2 protein-coding genes and 2 pseudogenes are annotated in these 4,016 nt (G+C 35.2%); all 4 read right to left on the minus strand.

The genetic code is table 11. The annotated features are described in order from the left end of the window. Window positions 1–406 precede the first annotated feature (406 nt). The gene (locus CO726_RS30435; RefSeq protein ID WP_099686776.1) at window positions 407–751 is read right to left on the minus strand and encodes an SdpI family protein; all 345 of its coding nucleotides are present in this window, start codon (window positions 749–751) and stop codon (window positions 407–409) included. Window positions 752–1,097: 346 nt separating this feature from the next. After that, window positions 1,098–1,568: pseudogene (locus tag CO726_RS30440) on the minus strand (IS4 family transposase); the annotation flags it as partial. A gap of 187 nt (window positions 1,569–1,755) precedes the next feature. Further along, window positions 1,756–2,862, minus strand: coding sequence for an alpha-helical endospore appendage domain-containing protein (locus tag CO726_RS32725; protein WP_181950583.1), 1,107 nt, complete (start codon window positions 2,860–2,862; stop codon window positions 1,756–1,758). A gap of 469 nt (window positions 2,863–3,331) precedes the next feature. Further along, window positions 3,332–3,889, minus strand: a pseudogene (locus CO726_RS30450) (hypothetical protein); the annotation flags it as partial. Between the last annotated feature and the right edge of the window lie 127 nt (window positions 3,890–4,016).

Here is a 4,016-nt window from a genome sequence, read left to right on the forward strand (position 1 = left end):
CACGCCACAGTCGTTAGCATTGTTGGACAGTCATATCGAATTAAGGATCATTTTACCAAAGAGAATGAGTGATTTTGTACATCCTTAAACAAGCGAAAGTGTACATGTTTAGGTTGACATTTACAGCTTGATTTACGAGATCAGTCTGTCTAAAATCAGAAAGAATTCATCCATTAATTGTTTAGACTTGCAGCATAAGATACGACTCCGTTTGGAATATATGCACTTTATTCTCCTTTATTTTTACACCAGACCTGCCTACTAACTATATGTCTAAATGTAGTCTGAATAATCAGGAAAAATTTTCGAAACAACACTAAATACATATAATGGTATATTTGTTTAAGCGCTTATAAAACTCTCTCTAAGAATAAATATAAAAAAATCTTGATCTAACTTTAGAGGGTTATTTATCTAGGGATTTTAGTTTCTTTTCAACCTTTGCTATTAGAAAGAAAATTAGTACAAACATTAACCCTATAATAGTAAACATTGCATACTCAAATTTCGTAATTATACAAGCTAAAATGCTACCTAATACTCCCATTAAAATTCCATTTATAATTAGCAATTTCCCACTATACGAATTACCTTTTTTCCAAAGAAACGAATTTTTCATTGAACGCTTCGTACGATAACCATATGCCCCATTAATTTCTTTTGGCGGTCTGTAAATCAATGCCAAACCAGCACAGATGAAAATTAATCCTGTAAGTACACTTATCCCAATATTTACAAGTATTGTTTCCAATTTATCAGCCCCTCTATAAAATTTAATTAATTACAAATTTAGTATAGCATAGATTTATAGGTATAATATGTAAATCAAATAAAGGGAAAATTTATCAATATCTAAAAATCTGTTTAATCATTTTAATTGCACTTATGCAAAAAAATACGCACTTAAAATCAAGAACAAGCTAAAATGCCGAAAAATTTTGCTTTATAAGATTATTCGTATTATGTAAGATGATAAATATAAATAAATTACATTTATGTAAATATTAAACATTTAAAATTATTAAAAGGTTGATGATTAATTGTTTAATGAGGAGGAGGGATTCGTTTTAAATTTGTTTTTATATTTTTAAAATCCATCGTTTTCCTGGTTCAATTTTCACATCAGAAAACTCTCCACTCAACAAGTCATACTCTAGTTGAATTTTCACACCAGCTTTATGACTATATCCTCCGGCACCAGGATACATAGCTGCGAATCGATCTGGAACTTGAAAGGTTGTAGAATCAAGGATGCGAATGCGCTCAAAGTAGGAAGAAAGAGTATGAGAAATCTTAGATAATCCTCCGATTTTAGCTTGTAGAAGTGTAGTGAATGCAGTTCGAAAGAAGGCTACAGAAGCCGAGTTACATCGCCGATTAAGTTCCTCAGGACTTAATAAAATTCCTGTTGAAGTTTCTAATTGACTACATAGTTGGGTAAGAGAGGTAGTAGCGACTTGTTGATTTAGCCATACACACAAAGATAAAAAATGATGCCCGTGGCACTTCCGTTTTCGTTTCATCCTGCCTGCTTCTATAGCTAATTGATTAAGTGTAGCGGGAGACATATATCGATATAACTCTTCGGCAAATAAAGACAACTCTTGCTTTTAATGCATATTCATAAAAAGCACGTCACCCTTTCTCATTAATATAAGAAAATAGTAACGCGCTTTTACTTTCAAAAATAGCCCGAATCCTTAAGTTGATGGATGTGGGGTAGTGCCCCGAAAATGCGGATTTACAACCTTAAGACTACTGTATTTTTACAAAAGTTAATGCACTAGCATTTGTACTAAATCCAGTCTCACCTGAAGTAGAAAGTAATACTGGTGATGTAGTACTAGTGAGTAAACCTATAGACACAACATCACCTGCTGCAAGATCAAGAATAGCAGTTCGAGTAATTTCTGTTGTTCCCGTTGTATTTCCAGTAGTACCAAAAGAATTTAAATATGGCACTGTAGCTCCTGCACCATTAACTTGAATTGCAAAACTACCATTTTCATTAGCAGCTAAAGAAACAGCACCTGTTACTTCATATATTCCAGCCATATTTACAGTAACAGAACCATCAGGATTAAGAGTAAAAGCACCAGGAGTATTTATAGGGGATGGACTAGCAAATTCCACAGGAATAACAGTTCCATTACTACCAGTACCAGGTGTAAATGGACCTACATTAGTAATATTACCAAAACTACCTTGAACTAATGATAAAGTACCCGTAGCTCCCGTAGCTCCTGTAGCTCCTGTAGCTCCTGTAGCCCCTGTAGCCCCTGTAGCTCCTGTAGCCCCTGTAGCTCCTGTAGCCCCTGTAGCTCCTGTAGCTCCTGTAGCCCCTGTAGCTCCCGTAGCTCCTGTAGCTCCTGTAGCTCCTGTAGCCCCTGTAGCCCCTGTAGCCCCTGTAGCTCCTGTAGCCCCTGTAGCTCCTGTAGCTCCTGTAGCTCCTGTAGCTCCTGTAGCCCCTGTAGCTCCTGTAGCCCCTGTAGCTCCTGTAGCTCCTGTAGCCCCAACTGGTCCTCCAGATGGTCCAGTTGGTCCAGTTGGTCCCGGAGGTCCTGTTAAAACAGGTGTTTGTATAACACTATCTAATTTACTTTGTAATAACATCTGTGTTTTTAACGCCGATTGGATCGTCCGGTTTACACTTTCATTTACTTCTAAAATCTCATCCAATGTAGCGGCTGGTGATAATCCACTCAAAGTTCCCAGTGCGTATTGAATTTTTTCTGCTTCTGCATTAATAATATGCGCTAAACCTAATTCCTCTAAAGCAATCGAAGCTAATATTAAATTAATCGATTCTTCACGGGTTAATGAAATATTCGGTGTAATATTCGGTATATTTGCTTGTGACATCTGAACATTCTCCCTACTTATCAAATTTTATAAAATAGATTTCCCTATAAAATATGACAAGTATGAACAAGTTGTTACAGTGTCTCATCTATCAAACTAAAAAATCGCTAAAACCTTACACATCGAATATTATACAAACATACATATATCATGTGACATAGTATATTCTTCCTTTTTACCCTATTATATTTATATATAAATATAATGATGTTTTTACTTCACATCAAAATCTTTTTTATTTATACAAAATTTTATGCGAAAAAAGAGTAAAGAGGATCCCCCAGATCCCCGTTCTATCAAAAATGTATAAAATCATGTATACGAGATATTTAGAAAAAAAGAAGAATCCCTATAAATACAAGGATTTTATCAAATTATTTGCTACCGATAAGTGGTGTTATGGTAATTAGTTTTGTATAGAGTATTCATGTGTTACTTAGAAAACTTATTAAACGAAAAGGCCAGTTTATTATTCACAACTGTACTTGAACTTAGGTTCTGTCTGAATATAAAAAGCATTTCTTACTTGTGCACTCCAATTTGCAAAGGCTGATCTCCATTCAGGAGTGTTAAAGAATTGATCTACAGTTTGAGTTTCAGAATGCCATACTATAAATAGGTTGAGTGGGGCAATTCCTCCTGCCCAAATTCCATTATTTACGTCAGTACCTTCTACCCTTACTAATAATAAGGGTAGACCAAATTGAAAAGCCATTGAAGGTTCTACTTGTGAATAAACTGATCCTATCCAAAATGGAGTGGATGGTGGAAGAGGTCCTACATTGACATCAACTGTTTGAATTTTAAAACGACGAAGGTTTACTGCCAACATTCCATAGCTTGATGAAACTAGCCGCCGAATATCAGTTAAAATGGATTCGGGGTAACTTTCACTCAAAGGTAATGTACGTGGAAAAAGCAAAGCATGCTCAATCTCTAAAATTAGACGGTTTAGAAACCGTTGTTGGTTGTCATTTAAATGAGTTGTCGTACTTAAAAATATGGGAATACGATAAGCACGGTCAATTGGATAGGCTACACTGAACTAGACAAAAAAATTAAGGTCAAGTAGACTACAACTAATCTATTTGAGGAGAATCTACTATGACGAAAAATAAAAGAGAAAGAAGAACCTTTACAGCGGAATTTAAGCA

This window comes from Bacillus fungorum, from assembly GCF_002746455.1.
Lineage (GTDB): Bacteria > Bacillota > Bacilli > Bacillales > Bacillaceae_G > Bacillus_A > Bacillus_A fungorum.

Excerpts from the sequence above, each read along its gene's own strand:
- CO726_RS32725 (WP_181950583.1), bottom strand. The coding sequence starts at position 2,862 with ATGTCACAAGCAAATATACCGAATATTACACCGAATATTTCATTAACC.